Annotated in this window: 15 protein-coding genes; 9 read left to right on the forward strand and 6 right to left on the reverse strand. The window is 65.3% G+C overall.

Annotation, left to right across the window (positions count from 1 at the left end):
- Nucleotides 1-374 precede the first annotated feature (374 nt).
- From AC2CQI_RS08355 to AC2CQI_RS08365, 3 genes are read left to right on the forward strand one after another with little or no spacing between them, the layout of a single operon-like run.
- Complete coding sequence (locus tag AC2CQI_RS08355; RefSeq protein ID WP_484579860.1) at nt 375-2,420, forward strand: TonB-dependent receptor plug domain-containing protein; 2,046 nt, start codon at nt 375-377, stop codon at nt 2,418-2,420.
- A complete protein-coding gene (locus AC2CQI_RS08360; RefSeq protein WP_484579861.1) occupies nt 2,407-3,699 on the forward strand; it encodes an ABC transporter substrate-binding protein in 1,293 nt (430 codons plus the stop codon). The genes AC2CQI_RS08355 and AC2CQI_RS08360 overlap by 14 nt, the downstream gene beginning before the upstream one ends.
- The gene (locus AC2CQI_RS08365) at nt 3,696-4,982 is read left to right on the forward strand and encodes a di-heme oxidoreductase family protein (RefSeq protein ID WP_484579862.1); all 1,287 of its coding nucleotides are present in this window, start codon (nt 3,696-3,698) and stop codon (nt 4,980-4,982) included. The genes AC2CQI_RS08360 and AC2CQI_RS08365 overlap by 4 nt, the downstream gene beginning before the upstream one ends.
- Nucleotides 4,983-5,099: 117 nt before the next feature.
- Here the strand turns inward: AC2CQI_RS08365 and AC2CQI_RS08370 are convergent, their stop codons facing one another.
- The 3 genes from AC2CQI_RS08370 to fepB are packed head-to-tail and all read right to left on the reverse strand — an operon-like array spanning nt 5,100 to nt 8,038.
- The gene (locus AC2CQI_RS08370) at nt 5,100-6,125 is read right to left on the reverse strand and encodes a FecCD family ABC transporter permease (RefSeq protein ID WP_484579863.1); all 1,026 of its coding nucleotides are present in this window, start codon (nt 6,123-6,125) and stop codon (nt 5,100-5,102) included.
- Nucleotides 6,122-7,135 (reverse strand): FecCD family ABC transporter permease, encoded by a 1,014-nt coding sequence (locus AC2CQI_RS08375; protein WP_256721114.1) that lies wholly within the window; start codon nt 7,133-7,135, stop codon nt 6,122-6,124. The genes AC2CQI_RS08370 and AC2CQI_RS08375 overlap by 4 nt, the downstream gene beginning before the upstream one ends.
- A 3-nt stretch (nt 7,136-7,138) precedes the next feature.
- Nucleotides 7,139-8,038, reverse strand: a complete 900-nt coding sequence (fepB, locus tag AC2CQI_RS08380) for a Fe2+-enterobactin ABC transporter substrate-binding protein (protein ID WP_484579864.1) — start codon at nt 8,036-8,038, stop codon at nt 7,139-7,141.
- Nucleotides 8,039-8,209: 171 nt separating this feature from the next.
- Between fepB and AC2CQI_RS08385 the strand changes: the two genes are divergently transcribed.
- Nucleotides 8,210-9,004 carry an ABC transporter ATP-binding protein gene (locus AC2CQI_RS08385; RefSeq protein WP_484579865.1) on the forward strand — a complete coding sequence of 265 codons (795 nt, stop codon included), beginning with the start codon at nt 8,210-8,212 and terminating at the stop codon, nt 9,002-9,004.
- Between the two features lie 91 nt (nt 9,005-9,095).
- On the opposite strand, the gene AC2CQI_RS08390 is transcribed toward AC2CQI_RS08385, so the two are convergent.
- Nucleotides 9,096-9,875, reverse strand: coding sequence for an IclR family transcriptional regulator (locus AC2CQI_RS08390; RefSeq protein WP_178391995.1), 780 nt, complete (start codon nt 9,873-9,875; stop codon nt 9,096-9,098).
- 188 nt (nt 9,876-10,063) lie between these two features.
- Between AC2CQI_RS08390 and AC2CQI_RS08395 the strand changes: the two genes are divergently transcribed.
- From AC2CQI_RS08395 to AC2CQI_RS08410, 4 genes are all read left to right on the forward strand, one after another.
- Nucleotides 10,064-12,133, forward strand: a complete 2,070-nt coding sequence (locus AC2CQI_RS08395; protein WP_484579866.1) for a TonB-dependent receptor — start codon at nt 10,064-10,066, stop codon at nt 12,131-12,133.
- Nucleotides 12,134-12,294: 161 nt separating this feature from the next.
- Entirely contained in the window at nt 12,295-13,599 is a 1,305-nt protein-coding gene (locus tag AC2CQI_RS08400; protein ID WP_484579867.1) for an NtaA/DmoA family FMN-dependent monooxygenase, read from the forward strand.
- Between the two features lie 100 nt (nt 13,600-13,699).
- The gene (locus AC2CQI_RS08405) at nt 13,700-15,892 is read left to right on the forward strand and encodes an OsmC domain/YcaO domain-containing protein (RefSeq protein ID WP_484579868.1); all 2,193 of its coding nucleotides are present in this window, start codon (nt 13,700-13,702) and stop codon (nt 15,890-15,892) included.
- Nucleotides 15,893-16,141: 249 nt separating this feature from the next.
- Entirely contained in the window at nt 16,142-17,899 is a 1,758-nt protein-coding gene (locus AC2CQI_RS08410) for a glycoside hydrolase family 15 protein (RefSeq protein ID WP_484580599.1), read from the forward strand.
- Between the two features lie 3 nt (nt 17,900-17,902).
- On the opposite strand, the gene AC2CQI_RS08415 is transcribed toward AC2CQI_RS08410, so the two are convergent.
- Both AC2CQI_RS08415 and AC2CQI_RS08420 read right to left on the reverse strand, forming a co-directional pair.
- Nucleotides 17,903-18,115, reverse strand: coding sequence for a DUF3079 domain-containing protein (locus AC2CQI_RS08415; RefSeq protein ID WP_484579869.1), 213 nt, complete (start codon nt 18,113-18,115; stop codon nt 17,903-17,905).
- A 69-nt stretch (nt 18,116-18,184) separates the two neighbouring features.
- On the reverse strand, nt 18,185-18,490 hold the full coding sequence (locus AC2CQI_RS08420; RefSeq protein WP_075803435.1) for an NIPSNAP family protein: 306 nt from the start codon (nt 18,488-18,490) through the stop codon (nt 18,185-18,187).
- Between the two features lie 291 nt (nt 18,491-18,781).
- On the opposite strand from AC2CQI_RS08420, the gene AC2CQI_RS08425 reads away from it, so the two are divergent.
- A complete protein-coding gene (locus tag AC2CQI_RS08425) occupies nt 18,782-20,140 on the forward strand; it encodes a glutamine synthetase family protein (protein WP_484579870.1) in 1,359 nt (452 codons plus the stop codon).
- The last annotated feature ends 25 nt before the right edge of the window (nt 20,141-20,165 follow it).

Genomic DNA, 20,165 nt, shown 5'->3' on the forward strand with positions numbered 1-20,165 from the left:
ATATCGTTATGTAATTTGATATACAGCGTTGTCAGCGGGCGCCTGGCAACGCTAGTATTCGTCCCGGTCCGCTTTCTGCCGGACCCTGTCCGCTGGATTTCCAAACGGTTCGCAGTCTTCGGGGAGGAAGGCCCGAGCTGTTTTTGCGGGTATCGCTGTATAGGAAAATATATAACGAAAGCTGGATTCGTTTCCCCGTGCTAGGCAGTTCAGGATGTGTCGCCTGTTACCGGCCTCATCGCTGGCAAGCCAGCTCCCACAGGGTTCTGCGGCGCCGCGGACCTTGTGGGAGCTGGCTTGCCAGCGATGAGGCCCTCAGCAACACCACAAGACTGCATGCCCGCAACGACCAGCCCCATAACCATGGAGCAGTCATGCAACCCTTCACCCCCCGTACCCTGGTGCTGGCCATCGCCGCCATCAGCGCCCAGTCCGCCCTCGCCGCCGAGGACAGCAAGCCCTTCACCCTCGGTGAAATCCAGATCGCCGCGCCGCAGGACGAAAAACTCGCCACCGGCAGCACCGTGGTCGAGCTGCAGGACATCCGCCTGCACGACCGGGAAACCGTCGACCGCGCCCTGGCCCTGGCCCCAGGCGTCAACCAGAGCTACATCGGCGGCCGCGCCGAACAGGTGGTCTACGTGCGCGGTTTCGATCGTTTGCAGGTGCCGGTGTATATCGACGGCATCCCCACCTACGTCCCCTACGACGGCAATATCGACCTGGGCCGCTTCACCACCTACGACCTGTCGCGCATCGAGGTGGCCAAGGGCTTCGCCTCCCTGCTGTACGGCCCGAATACCCTGGGCGGGGCGATCAACCTGGTGACCCGACGCCCGACCCAGGCCTTCGAGGGTGAAGTGGGCGGCGGCCTGGAAATGACCGACCACGGCAACGTCAACGCCTGGCGCAGCTACGCCAACGTCGGCTCCAACCAGGGCAATTGGTGGATGCAGGGCGGCGTGTCCTATGTCGACTACGACTACACGATGCTCCCGGACGACTTCAAGCCGACCAACAACCAGCAAGGCGAAGGCCGCCGCGAGAACAGCAACAAGCGCGATGGCAAGTTCAGCTTCAAGCTCGGCTTCACCCCCAACGAGACCGACGAATACGTGGTCGGCTACGTCCAGCAGGAAGGCAGCAAGGGCCAGCCGCCCTATGCCGGCGACCTGCCCGCCACCGGCCAGCGCAAGCGCTGGTGGGAATGGCCGACCTGGGACAAGACCAGCCTGTTCGTCGCCACCAACACCCGCTTCGGCGAGCACGGCCTGAAGACCCGGGTCTACCACGACACCTTCAAGAACTCCCTGGAAAGCTACGTCTACAACAACGGTATCCCCGGCGCGCTGCAATCCGGCTTCCCGAGCAAGTATGACGACGAGTCCAGCGGCTTCTCCATCGAAGGCGACCTGGCCCTGACCGAGGGCAACCGCCTGGGCGTGGCCTACCACTTCAAGGAAGACGTGCACCGCTCCCGCGACGGTAGCGACCCGCAGACCCACTTCCGCGACCAGACCCAGTCCATCGCCCTGGAAGACACCCTGCGCCTGAACGCGATCTTCAGCATTGTCGGTGGCGTGTCCTACAACTACCGCAAGAGCCTGGACGCCGAGAACTACGGCACCAACCCCGGCTCGCCACGGGTCAAGACCCTGTACGACGAGCCCACCGGCAGCGACGACGCGGTCAACAGCCAGCTCGGCCTGTTCATGAACACAGGCCCCCTGCTGGATATCGACCACAACGGCCAGGTGCGCCTGACCGTCTCGCGCAAGAGCCGCTTCGCGACGATCAAGGACCGCTACTCGACCCGCTTCGGCACGGTGATCGCCAGCCCCGACCTGAAGTCGGAACGGGCCACCCACTACGAGCTGGGCTACAGCGGCGCGCTGACCGCGCAATGGAACCTGGATGCGGCGCTGTTCGTGGCCAATATCGAGGACTCGATCCAGCAGGTCACCGTCCCGGCACAGCTCAACTGCGCAGCGCCCTGCGGCCAGTACCAGAACATCGCCAAGGCACGTAACCAGGGCTTCGAACTGGGCCTGAAGGGCGACCTGGGCGACTGGGAACTGGGCGCCAGCTACACCTTCCTCGACCGCGAGAACCGCAGCAATCCCGAACTGCACCCGATCGACACGCCGCGCCACAACCTGTTCGCCTCGGCCACCTGGAATCACGACGCCTGGCGCCTGACCGGCAGCGCGGAAGCGGCATCGAAGCGCTACAACGTATCCGATGGTACGCAGATGTCCGGCGGCTACGCGGTGTACAACTTCAAGAGCGGCTACCGCTTCAGCAACGACGTGCTGGTCGAGGCCGGGGTGCGCAACCTGTTCGACCGTCTCTACGAGTACAGCGAGGGCTACCCGGAAATCGGCCGCAACTACTTCGTGCAGTTCAATGTTCCGCTGTAAGGCATGGCTGCTCGCCCTGGCGCTGAGCCCGGCGAGCCTGCTCGCGGCCGAACCGGTGGTGGTGCTGACCAGCTACCCCGAGGAGATGATGAGCCGCTTCGAGGAAGCCTTCGAACAGGCCAACCCGGACTATCGCCTGCAGATCCTCTGGCGCCAGGGCTTCGATGCTCTGCCCTTCCTGCGCCAGGCGGACCAGGGCGGCGTCGATGTGTACTGGGCGCCGTCGCCGGGCAATTTCGCCCGGCTGGCCAAGGACGGAAGCTGGCAACCGCTGGGCGTGGACCTGAAGGGTCTGCCGCCACGGATCGGCGCTACGGCCCTGCGCGACCCGGACGCCCGCTACCAGGCCACGGAACTGGCCGGTTATGGCTTCGCCACCAATCCCAAGGCCCTGGCGGAACTGGGCATCGAGGCGCCGAAGGACTGGACCGACCTGCTCGATCCGCGCCTGCGCAGGCGCATCGCCCTGCCCGATCCGGGCCGGGTCGGCTTCGCGCCGGTGCTGCTGGATATCGTCCTGCAGCACTACGGCTGGGAGCGCGGCTGGGCACTGTGGAGCGAGATTGCCGGGCAGTCGCGGCTGGTCAGCCGCGGCGGCACCCTGGTCAGCGACGAGGTGGCCAACGGGCGCGCAGCGGTGGGCCTGTCCATCGACTTCTTCGTCGCCTCGGCGGTGAGCAACGGGCAACCGGTGGCGTTCGTCTATCCGGCCCATGGCGGGCTGAATCCGGCGCATATCGCGATCACCCGGAGCACGAAGCAGGCGGACGGCGCACGCGCCTTCGTGCGTTTCGTGCTGTCCGATGCCGGGCAGAAGCTGCTGGCCGATGCGGATATCCGCAAGTTGCCGGTACGCCCCAGCGTCTATGCCGAACTCCCAGCGGGCTATCACGATCCGTTCGTGGCAGCCGAACAGGGTGCCTACAGCTACAAGGCAGCGTCCCGCGAGCGTCTGGCGCTGGTTACGTCGCTGTTCGTGCAATGGCTGGGGCAGCCCCATGAGCGCCTGACCGAACTGTGGCAACGGGTGCATGCCGGGGAAGCCATGGGCCGCGACCTGCAAGCGGTCCGTGCTTATCTGACGGTACCGCCGCTGAGTGCCGGGCAGGCTGCTTCGACGGATCTGCTGAAGCTGTTCGGCGCACGCCAGGACAGCGGCATGGAGCACCAGCCGGCCAGCGACCAGGACGCACTCGGCAAGCGCGAAATCGCCTGGCAGTTCCAGGGCGCCACGCGTCAGGCCGAGGCGGCGCGGTTGCTCGACGAGATGGGGCTGTGAGGCGGCTCGGCGCCTTGCTGCTCGGCGCACTGGTGGTGTTTTCCGCCAGTGCCCGGGCCGACCGTGAAGCCTTCGCCCGGCCACTGCCAGGGCTCGACGACGACATGCAACTGGAGCGCTTCTTCAAGGGCCGCGGGCTGTTTCGCCAGGCCTGGGTGATCGCCCCGTCGCGGGATGAGGCGGTGGACGGGCTGGGGCCGCTGTACAACCGGATCACCTGTATTGCCTGTCACCCGAAGAACGGTCGGGGTCAGGCGCCTGCGGATGAAACGGCACCGATGCGGACCATGCTGGTGCGTCTGTCGCTGCCGGGGAAGGATGCCCATGGCGGGCCGCTGCCGCATCCGGCCTATGGCGATCAGCTCAATGAACTGGGGATTCCCGGGGTGCGTGGCGAAGGCCAGGCTCGGATTCGCTGGGAAGAACGGCCGGTGCGCTTTGCCAATGGCGAAACCCTGAGCCTGCGCCAACCGCATCTGCTGTTCAGTGAGCAGGGCTACGGGCCGCTTGGGGACATCCACACGTCAATGCGGGTGGGTAATCCGGTGTTCGGGCTGGGCTTGCTGGAACAGGTCAGCGCCGCGGAGTTGCAGCGCATGGCCGATGAGCCCAAGGCCGATGGCGTGCGCGGCAAGGTCAACCAGGTCTGGAGCGTCGAGCGCCAGCGCCTGGAGCCCGGGCGTTTCGGGCTCAAGGCCAACCAGCCGGACCTGCTGCAACAGATCGCCAGCGCCCTGCATGGGGACCTGGGGATCACCTCGCCGTTGTATCCCGAGGAAAACTGCGCGCCGCAGCAGCGGGACTGCCAGCAGGCCTTGAGTGGAGGGCTGCCGGAGGTGGATGCGATGCAGTTGAGCGAGCTGCATTTCTACCTGGCCAATCTGGCTCCGCCTGCGCGGCGGGACCGGGACAGGGTGCTGGAGGGAGAACGCCTGTTCGCCGAGGCTGGATGCGCGGTTTGCCACCGGCCGCAGCTCAAGGCCGGGGCACAGGTGATCGAGCCGTATACCGATCTGTTGCTGCATGACATGGCCGACGGTCTGGCGGATGGACGCGAGGATTTCCTGGCCACCGGCACGGAGTGGCGCACGCCGCCGTTATGGGGGGTGGGGCTGATCGAGCGGATCAATCCGGGGGCCGGGTATCTGCATGATGGGCGAGCAAGGAGCTTGAGCGAGGCGGTGTTGTGGCATGGCGGGGAAGCCGGGGTTGCGCGGGAGCGTTTTGCCGGGATGGACAAGGCAGACCGACAGGCGCTGCTGCTGTTCCTGCAATCCCTCTGAGAACCTCGCCCCCGAAAACTGCACAGAACCTGTGGGAGCTGGCTTGCCAGCGATTGCAATGGTGAATTCACTACAGCAATCGCTGGCAAGCCAGCTCCCACAGGTTATGTGCATGATCTATATTCGGCGGTTGCAGGCCAGCAACCACAACAGATAAACCCCACCCAGCATCCCCGTGGTCAACCCGATCGGCATGTTCACCGCCCCGGCAAACCGCTGGCTCAGCAAATCCGCCGCCAGCAGCAACACCGCCCCCATCAAGGCCCCGGCCAGCAATGGCACCTGCCCCGCCCCGCTCAAGCGCCGCGCCAGTTGCGGTGCCGCCAGCGCGATAAAGGCAATTGGCCCCGCCGCCGCCGTGGCAATCGCGGTCAGCCCTACCGCCGCCAGCACCATCGTCAACCGCGTACGCTCAACCGCTACACCCAGCTGGCTCGCCGCATCATCGCCCATCTCCAGCAGGTTCATCTGCCGCCCGTGATACAGCGCCAGCGGCCCAATCAACAGCAAGCCCAGCGCCGCCGGCAGCACATGGGCCCAGGTCCGGGTATTCAACGATCCCGCCAGCCACAGCTGTGCCGTCATCACCCGGTCGAGATCACCGACCACCAGCAACACCGTATTCAACCCGGACAGCATCGCCCCCACGCCAATCCCCACCAGCACCAGCCGGTAGCCACCGGTACTGCGCCCCTTCATCGCCAGCACGAACACCAGCGCCGCCGTGACCATCCCCGCCGCCACCGCTGCCAACGAGGTCCCCAGGGGCCCGGCATCGAACAGGATCAGCTGGACAATCGCCCCGCTGGCCGCGCCAGTCGTGAAGCCGATGATGTCCGGCGAACCCAGGGCATTGCGCGAGATCGACTGGAAGATCGCCCCGGCCATGCCCAACGACGCGCCCACCAGCAAGGCGGTGAGGACGCGAGGCAGGCGCACCCGGGTGATCACCCGTTGCGCGGTCAGGTTGTCCGGCGTGCCGACCAGGCTGTCGACGACCTGGGCCGGGCTCAGGTGCAGGCTGCCGATGCCCAGCAGCACGACGCCAAGCACCAGGGCCAGCAACGCTAGCACCAGGCACAGCAATACCATCCGGGGCTGCCAGCGCAGGGACACTCCAGCAAAACGCAGGGTTCTGTTCATAGTCTGTTCAACCGGTATTTGCGCACCACGGCGATAAAGAACGGACCACCGAGCACGGCGGCGATGATCCCGGCAGCGATCTCGGTCGTGCCGCCGACCACCCGCCCCAGCACATCCGCCAGCAGCAACAGCACCGCCGCGAACAGCGCCGAGTACGGCAGCAGCCAGCGGTAATCCGGCCCCACCAGCAGGCGTGCCAGATGGGGCGCGACCAGTCCGACAAAAGCGATCGGCCCGGCACCCGCCGTCGCGGCGCCGGCCAGCAGCATCACCGCCAGACAGGCCAGCCACCAGGTGCCGCGCACGCTGGCGCCGAGGGCCTGGCCCAGATCGCGGCCGAGAGCGAGGACATTCAGGTTGCCGACAATTGCAAACGCCGCCAGCGAACCTGCCGGCACCGCCAGCAGCAGGACCCACACCGCGCTGAAATCCGCACGCTCGATGGAGCCCGAGGCCCAATGCCGGAACTGGTCGAACACTTCCGGCGGCGCATTGAGCACGATCACCCCGGTGACCGAGCCCAGCAGCACCGACAGGCCGGCCCCGGCCAGCACCAGCCTGACCGGGTTGGTGCTGACTTCATGGGCCTGCCCCAGCATGAACACCGCCGCGCCTGCCAGCCCGGCGCCGAGAAAGGCGAACCACACGTAGCTGGCCATGCTTGCCATGCCGAAGGTCGCGGCAGCACCGATGACTGCCAGCGCCGCGCCGGCGTTGATCCCCAGCAGGCCGGGTTCGGCCAGGGGATTGCGGGTCACCGCCTGCATGATCGCCCCGGCCAGGCCCAGAGCCAGCCCGGCGAGGATCGCCACCAGGGTGCGCGGGATGCGCATCTCGCGGACGATCAGGTGCAGGTCGTTATGCCGGTCGTAATGGCGCAGGGCGTCCAGCACTTCGGCCAGGGCCAGGGTGCGCGAGCCCAGGGTCAGGCTCAGCACCACCGCCAGTGCCAGCAAGCCCAACCCGGCAAGCAGCCCCCACGCGCGTTGGCGACGTCGTCTTGCCAGCACCACTTAACGGAAATTCCGCGCCACGGTGTCGATCATCTCGCGGCCGGAGTAGTAGTCGATACGGAACGAACTCGGGCCCAGGGCGTAGACCCGCTTGTGGATCACTGCCGGCAGGTTGGCCAGCACCGGGTCATTGAGAAAGGCCTGGACGTCGGCGTCGGTGGCGCTAAGGAGGAAGACGCTGTCCCCGGCGATCGCCGCGGAAAGGTTCTCGCGGGAAATGAACGCCACGTCGGAGCTGCGTTGCACCTGGGACTCCAGGGCAGCCGGCAGGCCGCTGACCTTGAAGCCCAGGGCATTCAGCACCCGCGCCTGCGGGCTGTTTTCCCGGGCGATGGAGTAGCTGCCGCCGATGTTGTAGCCGACCACGCTGACACTGCCGCTGGCGGGCTTGAGGGTTGCGGCGACTTCGGCGGTGTAGTCGTCGAAGCGCTTGATGGCCGCGGCCGCCTGGGCTTGCAGACCGGTCTGGCGACCCAGTTCGGTGGCGATGTCCTGCCAGCTCTGGTTGGAGTAGTTGATCACCGTGGTGCGGATGCCCTGGGCTTCCAGCTCGCCCTGGTGCTGGATCACGCTGTCGGCGCCGGTGGCGGAGAGCACCAGCAGGTCCGGGTCCTGGCCGATCACCGCTTCGATATCGAAGACCAGGTTCTTGTAGAGGACTTCGACGCCGCGCTCATCGGCGACCTTCGCCCATTGGGTGAAGAAGCCCTTGGCGTCGGACAGGCGACTGGGCGTGGTGGCGGCACTGGCCACCAGCGGGGCGTTCATCGCCAAAAGGATGCCGGTGACGCTGGGGGTGGTCGAGACGATGCGCTTCGGCGTTTCCACCGCCTGGGCCAGGCCGGCCATCAGGGCCAGGGTGGTGGCGGCGAGGCGCAGTAGAGGAGTCAGGGTTTTCATTGGGCAGGTTCAGGTCCGCTGTCTGGTCGGGCCAATCGCTGGCAAGCCAGCGATTGGGACACCACGAATTCAAAGGCAATGATACGATTGAGAGGCTTTCGCATTCCATATTGCGGAATAAATTCCACACATGCAATACTGCCGCGCCATCATCCCCAAGGAATCCCCGCCATGACGCACCGCCTGCGGGCCGATGCGCTAACCCTGCGCTATGAGCAGCGGACCATCTCCAGCGACCTGAGCATCGCCATCCCCGACGGCTCCTTCACCGTGATCGTTGGTCCCAATGCCTGCGGCAAGTCCACCCTGTTGCGTGCCCTCTCCCGCCTGCTGGTGCCGAGCGCCGGCGAGGTGCTGCTCGATCAGCGTCCGATCCGTGAATTCCCGGCCCGGGAAGTGGCGCGGATCCTCGGCCTGCTGCCACAGAGCGCAACGGCGCCAGACGGCATCACCGTGGCCGACCTGGTGGCGCGCGGGCGCTATCCGCACCAGTCGTTCCTGCGACAGTGGTCGAAAGCGGACGAGCAGGCGGTGCAGGACGCGATGCAGGCGACGGGGGTGGAGGAACTGGCCGAGCGGCCTTTGCACGAATTGTCAGGCGGCCAACGCCAGCGGGTGTGGATCGCCATGGTCCTGGCGCAGCAGACGCCGATCCTGTTGCTCGACGAGCCCACCACCTACCTGGATATCGCTCATCAGATCGAGTTGCTGGAGTTGCTGGCCGAACTGAACCGCCAGGGCCGGACCATCGTCGCGGTGCTCCACGAACTGAACCAGGCCTGCCGCTATGCCACGCACCTGGTGGCGATGAAGGATGGCGAGATCGTTGCCAGCGGGGCGCCGGCGCAGGTGTTTACCGAGGCGTTGGTGGAGCGGGTGTTCGGGCTGGAGGCGTTGATCATTGAGGATCCGGTGACGGGGACGCCGATGTTGGTGGCGAAGGGGCTGGCCCGGAGTCGCTCTTAAGGGCCTCATCGCTGGCAAGCCAGCTCCCACAGGTCTTGTGTGCGCCGCGAACCCTGTGGGAGCTGGCTTGCCAGCGATGAGGCCGGATGCATCACCACAACCCTGAAGCCGCCCCACCCGTCGCCTGATTCACCACCCCCGCCTCCCTGAACAGCGCATCCCGGTCCTCGGGCGAATTCAAGCGCCCGAGATCCGTCACCGTAGTCATGCAGCACACAATCTCCCCCTGCGCATCGAACACCGGCGCAGCCTGCCCGGTGACGTTCGACAGCAGGTGACTGGTCAGCTCCGCCCAGCAGCTGTTGCGCACTTCGTCCAGCACCGCCTTGCTCGGCGGCGTGCCGCGGAAATGCGCCGGCTGCTGCTTGCGCGCCGCATCGATGGTGGCCTTGGGCAGGAACGCCTGGAACACCAGCCCGCAGGCGGTGTTGTCCAGCGGCAGGATATCCCCCAGCGCCAGCGGGTTCACCGAGAAATACGCGCTGCGATACCAGCGCACCAGCGTCGGCCCGCGCTCCGTCCAGATCGCCACGCCACCACTGGCCGCCTGGCGGTGGGCCAGGGCCTTCATGTGGCTGGCGGCGATTTCCACCGCATCCACCCGCTTCAGCGCAGCAATGCCAATGCTCAGCGCCGTCGGCCCGAGGTCATAGAGCCCCGTGGCCGGGTCCTGTCGGGCCAGGCCTTCCTTGACCAGGCTTTGCAGATAGCGGTGGGTGGTGGACCCGCCGGTATTGGTGCGCCGGGCCACTTCACCCAACGCCAGCTCGCGCTCGGCACTGGCCAGCACTTGGAGAAAACGCGTGGCGATGGCCACCGACTGGATAGTGCCAGAGCGCTTTTCGCCGGGGGCTTGCGGGGCGTCGTCCAGGGTGGACTCGTCGTTGTTCAAATGACCTCTCCTCAGGCTTGGTTTCCATCGCGCTGGGCATGATACCGATTTTGCCCGAGGCAAAAAGCACAAACCACATTGCGGAATGAATTCTTTATTGAGGAATGTGATGGCTGCGTGATAGCCTTTCGGCAAATCGCAACCATTCTCATTCAGGAGCAGTACCCTTGAAGCCCTACTCCCCTCTCACCCTCACCGGCGGATTCAGCGTCCTGACCCTGTCGACCCTGCTCGGCGCCACGTCGGCAATGGCGGAACCCGCCAGCCTGACCTTCGAGCCGATCGTGATCACCGGTGAAAAAGTCGAGCGCGAACTGAAGGACACCGCCTCTTCGGTGACGGTGAAGACCGGGCAGGAAATCGACAAGGAAAAGGCCGGCAGCTCCACCGTCACCGAAGTGCTCAACGACGTGCCCAACGTGATCTACACCGACAGCGTCGGCGCCCCGGTGATCCGCGGCATGGACAGCCAGGGCCCGAACAACGGGCAGAACGTGTTCTGGGGCGGCACCGTGCCGCGGGCGACCATCAACCTCGACGGTCATTACCTGAACTACAACGAGATGTACTTCGGCGCCACCTCGGTCTGGGACCTGGACAGCATCGAGGTCTTCCGCGGCCCGCAGACCACCTCGCAAGGCGCCAATGCCATCGCCGGGGCGATCATCGTCAATACCAAGGACCCGAGCTTCACCCCCGAAGCCGCCTACCAGGCCGAACTCGGCAACTACGACTCGCACCGCACCTCACTGATGGCCTCCGGGCCGCTGATGGGCAATGACCTGGCCGGGCGCATCACCGTGGATCACTCGGCCCGCGACACCTTCATCGACTACACCAACCCGAATTTCCAGAAAGGCAAGGCGGACAAGAACTTCAGTTCCACCACCGCACGCGCCAAGCTGCTCTGGCTGCCCAGCGCCCTGCCCGGGCTGGAAGCCAAGTACACCTTTTCCCACGGTGACGCCAACCGGCCCAGCCAGGAAGCTGCGGCCGCGCCGTACCACAAGCTGGAACACACCACGACCACCATGCCGAGCTGGGAGCAGTCGACCAACACCAGCATCCTCGATGTCAGCTACGACTTCGACAACGGCCTCAAGCTGCTCAACCAGGCGCAGTACTCGCTGTCCCATGTGCAGCGCTACACCGGGATTCCCGGCAACGGCGACGCCGATATCCAGCAGAAGAACCTGTCCAACGAAACCCGCCTGAACTTCGGCGACCAGGACAGCGCGGTCAGCGGCACCACCGGGATCTACGTGGCGAAGACCAAGTCCGACGAGAGCCTGCTGCTCAGCGGGCTGTCCACCTTCGATGACCGCAAGGAAAACCTCGGCGTGTTCGGCGATGTCAGCTACCGCCTGACCGACCGCTGGACCCTCGGCAGCGGCCTGCGCTACCAGGAAGACCGCATCGAACGCGAAGGCCGCTCGGTACTGGCGCCGACTCCGCTGGACTACGAAAAGACCTTCTCTGCCCTGCTACCCAAGCTGTCCCTGGCCTTTGCCGTGACCCCGGACTGGACCGTCGGCGGCATGGTCAGCCGTGGCTACAACCCGGGCGGCGTGGCGCTGAACCTGACCACCCGCAACTGGATGTCGTTCAAGGAAGAGTCGGTGTGGAACTATGAGCTGTTCACCCGCGCCAGCCTGCTCGACGACCGTCTGCAACTGAGCGGCAACCTGTTCTACATGGACCACAAGGATGCCCAGTACAACATCCCGGTGGTGATCTCCACCGGCATCACCCAGTCCTACACCATCAATGCCGAGAAGGCCCACGCCTACGGACTGGAACTCAGCGCCGACTACCGGGTGCTGGACAACCTGACCCTGAAAGCCAGCGCCGGCACCCTGCGCACGCGGATCGACAGGATCTCCGGCAACGACAGCTACGAGGCCAATGAATTCGCCCGTTCGCCGGGCTACAGCCTGAGCTTCGGGCCGAGCTGGGATGTCACCGACAGGCTGAACGTCTCGGCCCAGGTGCGGCATGTGGATGGCTACTACTCGGACACCGCCAACACCAAGGCCTATGCCGTGGACGCCTACACCCTGACCGATATGCGCATGGGCTACCGCTACAGCAAGGAAGTGGAGCTGTATGGCTATGTGAAGAACGTCTTCGATGATCGGTCGCCGCTGTACATGCAGCAGAACCGCGGGATAGGCGGGACGGAGGCGAGCATGACCACGCCGCGGATGTTCGGGGTCGGGGTCAAGGGCGCCTTCTAAAGAACGACGCGTACCCGCTTCTGTAGGAGCGTGGCTTGCCCGCGAAGGACCGCGCAGCGGTCCCAAGATAGTGGTAGCAGTGAGATTTTGGGACCGCTGGCGCGGTCCTTCGCGGGCAAGCCACGCTCCTACAGAGGTATTGCGAATACATAGGATTATTTATGAATACCCGCAAGCTCCACATCGGCCTCTCCCTCGCCCCCACCTGGCTCAGCGGCGACGGCTGGCGGCGCGACAACAGCAATATCGAGCACCTCTTCAGCGCCGATTTCGCCATCGACCTGGCCCGTCGCGCCGAAGCCGCGCACCTGGACTTCGTGTTCCGCCCCGACGTCAGCAGCCTGGCCGTTGAAGTGATGGAACACGCTCCCGGCTTCGCCAGCCTCGACCCCACCGTGCTGCTCGCCGCCGTCGCCCAGGCAACCACCCATATCGGCCTGGTCTCCACCGTCTCCACCACCTTCTACCCGCCCTACGTGGTGGCCCGGCAACTGCAATCCCTGCACTGGATCAGCAAGGGCCGGGTCGGCTGGAACATCGTCACCGCCCTGCAGGGCCACGAGAACTTCGGCCTGGAGCGCATGCCTGACGCCGAGCAGCGCTACCAGCGCGCCGCCGAGTTCACCGAGCTGGTGCAGCAACTGTGGGCCAGCTTCCCCAACGAAGCGCTGAAACTCGACCGCGCCGCCGGTCAATACGCCGACACCTCGCTGATCCACCCGGTCAACCACGAAGGCCCCCACTTCAAGGTCAAGGGCCCGCTCAACCTGCCGGCCTTCGGCGGCGCGCGGATTCCCTTCGTCCAGGCGGGCGCCTCGGAATCCGGCCGCGACTTCGCTGCCTCGGTGGCCGACCTGGTGTTCTCGCCGACCCCGGATATCGAGGCAGCCATTGATCTGCGCCGCGATCTGTCACGCCGTGCCGAGGCCCATGGCCGCGATCCCCGGGATGTCCGCCTGCTGCCCGGCCTGAGCCTGTACCTGGCGCCGACCCGGGAAGCAGCCCGCGCCCTGTTCATGCAAACCCATGCCCGCCTCGACCGCCAGCGCAAGTTCGCCTCGGTCAAGGAAATGACCGGCCTCGACCTCAGCGACTGGCCGGCGGATCGCCCGGTGACCCGTGACGACCTGCCGCCCCCCTTGGCCAAGACCAACAGCCGCACCCACACCCGCCTGCTGCGCCGCCTGATCGAGCGGGAGTCGCTGACCGTAGATCAGCTGTTGCTGAAGCCGGAAGTGATCTCGGCCGCCCACTGGCAGGTGATCGGCACGGTGGACGACGCGGTAGCGAGCATCGTCGAATGGGCCGAGGCCGGGGCCATGGACGGGTTTATCGCGGCGCCCGGCGGCTCGGTGGAATCGGTGCACCTGTTCCTTGAGCAGGTGATGCCACGGCTGGTGGAACTGGGCCTGTTCCGCAAGGCCTACAGCGGTGCGACCTTTGTCCATCATCTGGAGGAGGACTAACCTCCCTGCCCGCCCGGCGGCCGCGGGTGAAAGGACAAGACTTCCCGGCGAAAAACCGGATAATGGCCGCCAAAATCGATTCGCCCGCTACGGAACCCGCATGGAAATCAAGGTCAATTTTCTCGACAACCTCCGACTCGAAGCCAAGTTCGACGACTTCACGGTGATCGCCGATCAGCCCATCCGCTACAAGGGCGATGGCTCGGCACCGGGTCCGTTCGACTACTTCCTGGCCTCCTCGGCGTTGTGCGCGGCCTATTTCGTCAAGCTGTACTGCCAGACCCGCGATATCCCCACCGATAACATCCGCCTGTCGCAGAACAACATCGTCGACCCGGAAAACCGCTACAACCAGATCTTCAAGATCCAGGTCGAGCTGCCGGCGGACATCTCCGAGAAGGACCGCCTGGGCATCCTCCGCTCCATCGACCGCTGCACCGTGAAGAAAGTGGTGCAGACCGGCCCCGAGTTCATCATCGAAGAAGTCGAGAACCTCGACGCCGATGCCCAGGCCCTGCTGATGCCGGGCCTCGACGGGCAAACCAGCACGATCATCCCGGGCAAGGACCTGCCGCTGGAGCAGACCATCGCCAACATGTCGGAGATCCTCGCGGGCCTGGGCATGAAGATCGAGATCGCCTCCTGGCGCAATATCGTGCCCAACGTCTGGTCCCTGCATATCCGCGATGCGCAGTCGCCGATGTGCTTCACCAACGGCAAGGGCTCGAGCAAGGAAAGCGCGCTGGCTTCGGCCCTGGGCGAGTTCATCGAGCGGCTGAACTGCAACTTCTTCTACAACGACCAGTTCTGGGGCGAGGAGATCGCCAACGCCGGGTTCGTGCATTACCCGAACGAGCGCTGGTTCAAGCCGGGGCGCAAGGACGCCCTGCCGAAAGAGCTGCTCGACGAATACTGCCTGGCGATCTACAACCCGGACGGCGAGCTGCTCGGCTCGCACCTGTACGACACCAACTCGGGCAATATCGAGCGCGGTATCTGCTCGCTGCCTTACGTGCGCCAGTCCGATGGCGAGGTGGTGTACTTCCCGTCGAACCTGATCGAGAACCTCTACCTGAGCAACGGCATGAGCGCCGGCAACACCCTGGTGGAAGCCCAGGTACAGTGCCTGTCGGAGATCTTCGAACGGGCGGTGAAGCGCGAGATCCTCGAAGGCGAACTGGCCCTGCCGGATGTGCCGCAGGAAGTCATCGCCAAGTACCCGGGCATTCTCGCCGGCATCCAGGGCCTGGAAGAACAAGGCTTCCCGGTGCTGGTCAAGGACGCCTCCCTGGGCGGTGAATTCCCGGTGATGTGCGTGACCCTGATGAACCCGCGCACCGGTGGTGTGTTCGCCTCCTTCGGCGCCCACCCGAGCTTCGAGGTGGCGCTGGAGCGCAGCCTCACCGAACTGCTCCAGGGCCGCAGCTTCGAGGGCCTCAACGACCTGCCGCAGCCGACCTTCGAAAGCCATGCGCTGATGGAGCCGAACAACTTCGTCGAGCACTTCATCGACTCCAGCGGTGTGGTCTCGTGGCGTTTCTTCAGTGCCAAGTCCGATTTCGAGTTCGTCGAGTGGGACTTCTCCGGCCAGGGCGAAGACTCCAACGCCGAGGAAGCCGCGACCCTGTTCGGCATCCTCGAAGGCATGGGCAAGGAGGTCTACATGGCCACCTACGACCATCTGGGCGCCCCGGCCTGCCGCATCCTGGTGCCGGGCTACTCGGAAATCTACCCGGTGGACGACCTGATCTGGGACAACACCAACAAGGCCCTGTTCTTCCGCGAGGACATCCTCAACCTGCACAGCCTCGACGACGACGCCCTGGAAAGCCTGCTGGAGCGTCTGCTGGAGTCGGAGCTGGACGAATACACCGAGATCAAGACGCTGATCGGCGTCGAGTTCGACGACAACACCGTGTGGGGCCAGCTCACGGTGCTGGAACTGAAGATCCTGATCCAGGTGGCGCTGAAGAAGTTCGACGATGCCAAGGAACTGGTGGAGATGTTCCTGCAGTACAACGACAACACCGTCGAGCGCGGGCTGTTCTACCAGGCGCTCAACGTGGTGCTGGAAGTGGAGCTGGACAGCGACCTGGAAATGGCCGACTACGAGGTCAACTTCCGCCGCATGTTCGGCAATCCGCGGATGGATGCGGTGCTGGCCTCGGTCGAAGGCAGCCTGCGCTTCCACGGCCTGACCCCGACCAGCATGAAGCTGGAAGGCCTGGACCGGCATCTGCGGTTGATCGAGAGCTACAAGAAGCTGCATGCGGCCAGGGCGGCAAAAGCCTGATTCTGTAGTGTTCTCTCGGGCCTCATCGCTGGCAAGCCAGCTCCCACAGGGTTCAGCAGCGACGCGGACACTGTGGGAGCTGGCTTGCCAGCGATAGGGCCCTCAGCAACAACACAACACCCGGAACCAAACCCCTCCCCCACGAATCTCTCCGAATGACCCCTTTGCATTTCGGAGACCCTCCCCGTGGACGACAGCGTGATGAACGGCTACCAGCTCGGCGAACCGCAACGGGACGCCGGCGGCTGGCTGCCACTGGAGGGCTACGCCGCCCTCGGCGACGGTCGCTCGGTGGCCCTGGTGGGCTGGGACGGCTCGGTGGACTGGTGGTGCGTGCCGCACATGGACTCCCCACCGCTGTTCGACCGCCTGCTTTCGCCCCTTGAAGGCGGCCGCTTCGCCATCACCCCCGAAGGCAAGTACCGCATCGAACGCCGTTACCGGCCCGGCAGCAACGTCCTGGAAACCCTGGTCATCGGCGCTACCGGCCGCGCCCTCCTCACCGAATCCCTCAACAGCGGCCCCGCCGGCCGTCTGCCCTGGGGCGAACTGGCACGGCGCATCGAAGTGCTCGAAGGCCAGATGGACTTCACCATCCGCATCGACTTCGGCACCCAGGCCGATACCGTCAGCCCCTTCCTGGCCGCCAACCACAACGGTTGCGTCTTCCATGCCGGGCGTATTCTCGGCCTGGTCTGCTACGACAAGGCACTGCTCGACGTCGATCGCAAGGACGACCTCGGCCTGCGCGCCAGCCTGAGCCTGAAGGCCGGGGACAAGACCGTGCTGGCGATCATCTGCGGCCGCGACGAGCCGCTGGTGGTACCACCCCTTGAGCTGATCGAAGCGCGCATCGACGGCTCCCACCGCGAATGGCGGCAATGGAGCGACAGCCTCGGCTACGAAGGCGCCTACAAGCCCCTGGTGATCCGCAGCGCCCTGGCCCTGAAACTGCTGCTGTCCTCCTCCACCGGCTCGATCATGGCCGCCGCTACCACTTCGCTACCGGAGCGCATCGGCGGACCGAAGAACTGGGACTACCGCTTCGCCTGGGTGCGCGATGCCGGTTACACCATCGAGGCGTTCCTGGGTATCGGCGCGGAACTGGAAGCCAAGGCCGCCTTTACCTGGCTGCTCCACCGCCTTGGCGAGCACGGCCCACAGGTGCTCTTCACCCTCGAAGGCGACCTCGCCAAGGGCACCCGCCCGGTGCACCTGCCCGGCTACAAGAACTCGCCGCCGCAGATCGGCAATGACGCGGTGAGCCAGATCCAGCACGGCATCTTCGGCGATATCTTCCAGACCGCCCGCTGCTTCATCGACTGCGGCAATATCCTCGACGCGGTTAGCGCACGGATCCTCTCCGGCATCGCCGACCAGTGCGCCGACCGCTGGCGCAAGCCGGATTCGGGGATCTGGGAACTGCCGGACGAGCAGCATTACACCCTGTCCAAGATCGCCTGCTGGCAGGCCCTGAGCCGGGCGGTGGAACTGGCCGACGGCGGTCACCTGCCGACCACCTGCCGCGACCGCTGGGATCGCGAGCGCCAGCGGGTACATGACTGGATCGAGAAACACTGCTGGAGCGAGAAGCTGCAGGCCTACCAGTTCTATCCGGGCAGCGAGCAGCTGGATGCCTCGGTGGCCCTGGCCGTGCATTTCGGCTATCCGTCACGGGAGCGCCTGGGCAGCACCCTCGATGCCATCCAGCGCGAGCTGGGCTGCGACGCCTTCCACTATCGCTACAGCGAGGTGTATCGCGAGGAAGGCTGCTTCCTGGCCTGCACCTTCTGGCTGATCGAGGCCCGTGCCTTGCTCGGTCAACGGGAGGACGCGACCCGGGCCTTCGAGGCGGCGGTCATGGGGCTGGCCCATGGGGTGGGGATCTACTCGGAGATGATCGATCCGCAGAGCGGCGAGTACCTGGGCAACCTGCCCCAAGGCCTGACCCACCTGGCCCTGATTCGCGCCGCACTGGCCATTGGCGGCCAGGCGCGCACGTGCTGAGGGTCAGGACGGGGGCTGCTTGTCGGTCGCGATCTTGCCGCTGATCTCCAGGCCCCAGTCGCCATGTTCGTACCAGTCCTCGCCGAGCATCTCGGCGGGGTGCATGGTGCGGTCGGCGCCGTTGCCGCAGGCCAGCTCGGCCGTAGCGCAATAGCGGTCACAGCCCCAGCAGATACGCTCGGGGTGCTTGGGATTGACGGGAAACGGCTTGGCCATGGCGGGCTCCCTGCTGGATTCGGGCAGTTTCACCCTACTCCGGCGCATGGCCCGGGATATTGACCCGGGTCATTCCAATACGGGGCGCAGGAAGGTCCGCTCATAGCTGAGGATGAACTTCAACTGCACCGCCTTGGCTACCGCCGCCATGCACTCGGGGTCGGTCTCGGCCTGCTTGCGGTACTGCTCGTACTCGGCGAGGCCGGGGAAGCTGAACAGGCAGTAGGCGATATTGTTGGCGCCTTCGGCAGGGAGGAAATAGCCGTGGTGCTGGCCACCGAGGCGCTGGACCAGGCGGATCCACTGGCGGCCGTAGTCTTCGAAGGCCGGTAGCTGGTAGGGGTCGATGATGTAGCGAACCTGGCAGGTGATCATGAGTAGTCCTTGGGGATGAAGGACTCAAGTGTATTGACCGGAGGCGTTCCGGCCTTGAACAAAGTTGCTGTTCTTTCGGGCCTCATCGCCGGCAACGCCGGCTCCCACAGTGTCCGCGGCGCCGCTGAACCCTGTGGGAGCTGGCTTGCCAGCGATGAGGCCCGAAAGAGCAACACAAGCCATTCCTGCGGAAAACGGATAGAACCGCCCCCCGCCTCTGACCAAGACTAGTCACGCGCCCACCGGCCCACGCCGGTCGCGTGCCTTCCAACTAACCCGTCAGAGGTTTGCATGAACACCCCCGCGCATCAGCTGAGCACCTGGCTGAAGCAACACCAGATCACCGAAGTCGAATGCATTGTCAGTGACCTCACCGGCATCGCCCGCGGCAAGATTTCCCCCACCAACAAGTTTCTCGGCGAAGGCGGCATGCGCCTGCCGGAGAGCGTCCTGCTGCAAACCGTCACCGGCGATTTCGTCGAGGACGAGATCTACTACGACCTGCTGGACGAGGCGGACATCGACATGTTCTGCCGCCCCGACCCGGAGGCGATCTTCCTGGTGCCCTGGGCCATCGAGCCCACCGCGATGGTGATTCATGACACCTACGACAAGCGCGGCAACCCCGTCGAGCTGTCGCCGCGCAACGTGCTCAAGCGCGTGCTGCGCCTGTACACCCAGAAAGGCTGGACGCCGATCGTCGCGCCGGAAATGGAGTTCTACCTGACCAAGCGCAGCAGCGACCCGGACTTCCCCCTGGAAGCGCCAATCGGCCGCTCGGGCCGCCCGGAAAGCGGACGCCAGAGTTTCTCCATCGATGCCGCCAACGAATTCGACCCGCTGTTCGAAGACGTCTACGACTGGTGTGAAGCCCAGGGCCTGGACCTCGATACGCTGATCCACGAAGACGGCCCGGCGCAGATGGAGATCAACTTCCGCCACGGCGACGCCCTCAGCCTGGCCGACCAGATCACCGTGTTCAAGCGCACCATGCGCGAAGCCGCACTCAAGCACAACGTGGCGGCGACCTTCATGGCCAAGCCGATCACCGACGAGCCGGGCAGCGCCATGCATATTCACCAGAGCGTGGTGGATACCGAGTCGGGCCGGAACATCTTCGTCAACGAAGACGGCAGCATGAGCGAGCTGTTCCTCAACTACATCGGCGGCCTGCAGAAGTACATTCCCAAGGTGTTGCCGATGTTCGCGCCGAACGTCAACTCGTTCCGCCGCTTCCTGCCGGACACCTCGGCGCCGGTCAACGTCGAGTGGGGCGAAGAGAACCGCACCGCCGGCCTGCGCGTACCGCCGTCCTCGCCGGAAGCCATGCGCGTGGAAAACCGCCTGCCGGGCGCCGACGCCAACCCGTACCTGGCCATCGCCGCCAGCCTGCTGTGCGGCTACCTGGGCATGGTCGAGAAGATCGAACCAAGCGCACCGGTCCAGGGCCGCGCCTATGAGCGCCGCAGCCTGCGCCTGCCGATCACCATCGAGGACGCCCTGGCAGCGATGGAGAACTGCGAGGTGCTGGAACAGTACCTGGGCCGCAAGTTCGTCCAGGGCTATGTCGCGGTGAAACGCACCGAGCACGAGAACTTCAAGCGCGTGATCAGCTCGTGGGAACGCGAGTTCCTGCTGCTCAGCGTCTGACATCGATCGCCCCGCCGCACACAAT

The organism is Pseudomonas sp. P2S-1 (assembly GCF_057197725.1).